The sequence below is a fragment of the Gordonia sp. (in: high G+C Gram-positive bacteria) genome, from assembly GCF_020438995.1.
Taxonomy (GTDB): Bacteria; Actinomycetota; Actinomycetes; order Mycobacteriales; family Mycobacteriaceae; genus Gordonia.
In genome coordinates this window covers 1-3,578 of the sequence record NZ_JAGQTN010000180.1, presented here as the reverse complement: position 1 = coordinate 3,578, position 3,578 = coordinate 1, and the positions used below count along the sequence as shown (strand labels likewise).

Sequence of the window (3,578 nt, the reverse complement as noted above, 5' to 3'; positions counted from 1 at the left end):
TGCGGAGCGCCGATCACGTACATGACGATGTTGGCGTCGAGGAAGACGGTCATGAATGGTATCCGGCCTCGGTCTCCTCCAGGATTTGTTCGATGTCGCCGGTCGGAAACTCGTATGCGAGTGCGGCACGGAGCGATGCCAGCTTCCTGCCGGCCTCTGCCTGCGGCTGTTGGCGCCGGGCTTCCCGGAGCGCCTGACGAACCCAGACCGACACCGATTCGCCACTGCGCTTTGCGATGGCCTCGATGTCTGCGTACTCCTCGTCGTCCATGACTACCTGTAGTCGCTTACTCATATGGTGAGTATGACTTGAGTTGATGATGAGTGCAACGGAGTCCGGCTGACCTCAGAGCACCGGCGCGTACCCTGACACCCATGACGTTCGACGGTTTCCCGGAGGCCGCTCTCGACTTCTACGACGACCTGGAGATTGACAATTCAAAGGTCTTCTGGGACGCGCACAAGGACACCTACCGCGACGCGGTCGCCGCCCCGATGGCGGCGCTGTGTGCCGGGCTCGCCGCCGAGTTCGGTGAGGCGAAGGCGTTCCGCCCCTACCGCGACGTGCGGTTCTCCAAGGACAAGACCCCGTACAAGACCCATCAGGGAGCCTTCGTCGCCGTCGCCCCGGCCACCGGCTACTACATCCAGATCTCGGCGCCCGGAGTACGGGTGGCCGCCGGCTTCTATCACGCCGAAGCCGACGTGCTCGCCGCGATCCGGCAGGCCATCGACAACGATCTGTTCGGCCCGGAACTGGAGAACATCCTGGCGACGCTGGCGAAATCCGGCTGGGAGATCGGCGGCGACCAACTGAAAACCGCACCACGTGGCTGGCCCAAAGACCACCCCCGTATCGAACTACTCCGCCACAAATCCATCACCGTCACAAAGGATTACGGCTTCGACCCGGTCATCCACACCGCCGCCCTGGTCGACCGGGTCCGCAAGGACTGGCGCCAAACCCGCCCCTTCGTCGACTGGATCACCACCCACACAGCCTGACGTGGTGGTGACCCCATCGATCCCCGGGTCGGAGTCGGAGGGGCGTGAGCTTCATCTTGATCCCTGAGGCCGATGCGAGGTACGAGCGAGGGTCACGAAGGGTCCGGTGAGATACCCACCTGAGGCGACCACCTCACACCCCATCCAGTCCGACTTCGGTTGCACCATCGAACTGTTCAGCCCGCAGCCGCACATCCTCCGGCACTGCACCCCGGGAATCGTTGTCTCCGACGGGAGCGAAGGCGACGCGGCGCATCGGAATATGTCCACCCCACACCCCGGCTTCGATATCCGACGGGTCATCGACAGGTCCACCGGCCCGCTGCTTCATCGACGCCTCGGCCAGTGGCACCGCCAGAACCGCTGTGGCCGCAAGCTCTTTCCGGGTAGCCGGCCGCAACGTTCGCCACCGCCCGGGAATCATCTGGTCGACGATCAACTCGAGCGCATGCGCCAACTCGGCGCCACCCTTGACGATGCGTGCCCGCCCGATGACAACGGCACTGCGATAGTTCATCGAATGGTTGAATGCGCTGCGGGCAGCAACAAGTCCATCGAGTTCAGTAATGGTGACGCACACGTCGCGTTCGATCGCCCGCAGCAACCAGTCCGCCGCGACCGACCCGTGCACATACAGGGTGCCACCGTCGTCGGGCCCGTCGACATCGGCCGCGAACGCGGTCGGCAGGACCCGCGGACAGCCGTCAACGACGACACCGATATGCGCGACCAACGCGTCCGCGAGAAACTCGTGCAACCGTTCACGATCGGTCACGGACCGCTCCTTGCCGCGACGGACGGTCGTTCGTGGGGTGGGGGACAGTGGTGCGTTCACCCGACCATCGTCCACGGCCGACCGCGCGTCCGCACCCGATATTCTGTCGCTCCGATAGTGCGTCGGCGGTGAGATGGATCCGGACGCTACTGGCCGTGGTCTGTGTCGGACACGCCGGGCGCGTGTCCGACCGCGCTGGTAACTCGGTCGATGAGTTCGGGAAGCGGGATCTCCAGAGCCGCGCTGAGTTTGACCAATGTCGAAAGCCTCGGATTGGCGGGCGTCTGCTTCTTGCGGTCGCTGAGGCCGCTTTCGAGGAGCTGCACGTGGTTGGTACTCAAGTCGATCGCCTCGGCGAGTCGCTCCTGACTGATCCTCCGTGCCGTCCGTAGCCGGTTGATCTCGATCCCCAGCTGACGAGCGAACTCGCGCTCAATGGAGGACTCGGACACCCGATCCAGGGCACGCTAAGCTGCCTGTCGTAGCCACCATGTATACATGGGGAACTTATGAGCGAACAGCGTAGCGCGGTGAGGAGCGTGTGGGCATGGTGGTCGGGGCGAACGGGTATCGCCTCTCTTTCACGACCGGTGGGTTGTTGTGCGACGAGGCGGTCGCGGTAGCGGCTGTGATGGTTGTTGAACCCGATGTGTCGGAGGTGCGCACGACGGCGGTGGAGCGGAACCTTGTTCAGCAGCGCACCTCGGCGTCCACGACTCGGGTGACTCGTGAGGTGATCGGGCGCCTGGCGGGACTCCCACCCGCCGGCATCGAACTGGTCGCGAACGGCTCCGCCGTTGACGCCCGCGCACTGATGTGGCTCGCAGCGTGCCTGCGGTACCGCCTCGTGGGTGACTTCGGCCGGGACGTGGTACGTGAACGCCTGCTCTCGGGTCGTCTGCTCGTGGCCGAGGACTTCGACACGTTCTGGAATCAGCAGGCGTCGTGGATCGATGCTCTGCGCGACGCCGCCGAGACCACCAGGAAGAAGCTGCGGCAGAACATCTTTCGGATGATCCGCGAGGCGGGATGGCTAACCGGCGACGGCCACGTGCGCGAGGCCGCGCTCTCGTTCGCCGTCATCGAGGTGATCCGTGATGTGAATCCAGAACTGGCACTGAGTTTTCCGCTACGCAACGCACAGGTCGCCGGCATTGTTCAACACCAGGAGCGCTGATGCCCAACCCGACGACGGAACATCTGACGCTCACCGAACGGTTCGAGCGCGCCTACCGCATCATGCGGTCGCAGGGGTTCCTGGAGATGCGTGGACAACTCGGCGAGGTCCCGTACTTCATCCTCAGCCACCATCCGGCCGATCAGCCACGGGTAGCGGCCGAGACGCGGCGCCTGGTCACCAAACTGCGCACCGACGGCCTGGACGTATGCGTGGTGGACCTGTGGCGGGTGGCGACGGAGCTGTGGGAGGGAACAGGTCAGTGGGATGCCATCCTCGGCGCCGAAGGCCGCCTGCGTAAGGAGCGGTTCGCCAAGTCGGTGGGCAATGTGATCTCGCCGGAGCCGCACCTGTCGCCGCGCATCGTCGAGATCGTCGGCGCACAGGACCCGCGCCCGCAGCTCATCGTGCTGACCAACGTCGGCCGGCTGTATCCGCTGGTCAGGGCACACACGATCCTCAATACGCTGCAGCCGCTGCTCGCCGACCGTCCGATCGTCCTCGTCTTTCCCGGCACCTACCGGCAGTCGGCCACCCAGGGCTCATCGCTGGTGCTGTTCGACCTACTCACCAACGACGACTACTACCGCGCCTTCGACCTTCTTGACCTGGAGTACTCGT

The 3,578-nt window shown here is 64.7% G+C and carries 6 protein-coding genes; 3 read left to right on the top strand and 3 right to left on the bottom strand.

Features of this window, described 5'->3' with window-relative positions:
• Nucleotides 1-49: 49 nt before the first annotated feature.
• Entirely contained in the window at nucleotides 50-295 is a 246-nt protein-coding gene (locus KDB67_RS13165) for a ribbon-helix-helix protein, CopG family (protein WP_291016322.1), read from the bottom strand.
• Between the two features lie 80 nt (nucleotides 296-375).
• On the opposite strand from KDB67_RS13165, the gene KDB67_RS13160 reads away from it, so the two are divergent.
• The gene (locus tag KDB67_RS13160) at nucleotides 376-1,005 is read left to right on the top strand and encodes a DUF2461 domain-containing protein (RefSeq protein WP_291016320.1); all 630 of its coding nucleotides are present in this window, start codon (nucleotides 376-378) and stop codon (nucleotides 1,003-1,005) included.
• Between the two features lie 133 nt (nucleotides 1,006-1,138).
• On the opposite strand, the gene KDB67_RS13155 is transcribed toward KDB67_RS13160, so the two are convergent.
• Together KDB67_RS13155 and KDB67_RS13150 are read right to left on the bottom strand one after the other, a co-directional pair.
• Complete coding sequence (locus tag KDB67_RS13155) at nucleotides 1,139-1,780, bottom strand: pyridoxamine 5'-phosphate oxidase family protein (protein WP_291016318.1); 642 nt, start codon at nucleotides 1,778-1,780, stop codon at nucleotides 1,139-1,141.
• A gap of 146 nt (nucleotides 1,781-1,926) precedes the next feature.
• A complete protein-coding gene (locus KDB67_RS13150) occupies nucleotides 1,927-2,232 on the bottom strand; it encodes a helix-turn-helix transcriptional regulator (RefSeq protein ID WP_291016315.1) in 306 nt (101 codons plus the stop codon).
• Between the two features lie 95 nt (nucleotides 2,233-2,327).
• Here KDB67_RS13150 and KDB67_RS13145 point away from each other — a divergent pair, with 95 nt between their 5' ends.
• Nucleotides 2,328-2,957: a DUF1819 family protein gene (locus tag KDB67_RS13145; RefSeq protein ID WP_291016312.1), complete on the top strand. Its 630-nt coding sequence runs from the start codon at nucleotides 2,328-2,330 to the stop codon at nucleotides 2,955-2,957.
• On the top strand, nucleotides 2,957-3,578 hold a 622-nt coding region (locus KDB67_RS13140), incomplete at its 3' end, for a DUF1788 domain-containing protein (RefSeq protein WP_291016309.1). The genes KDB67_RS13145 and KDB67_RS13140, both read left to right, overlap by 1 nt.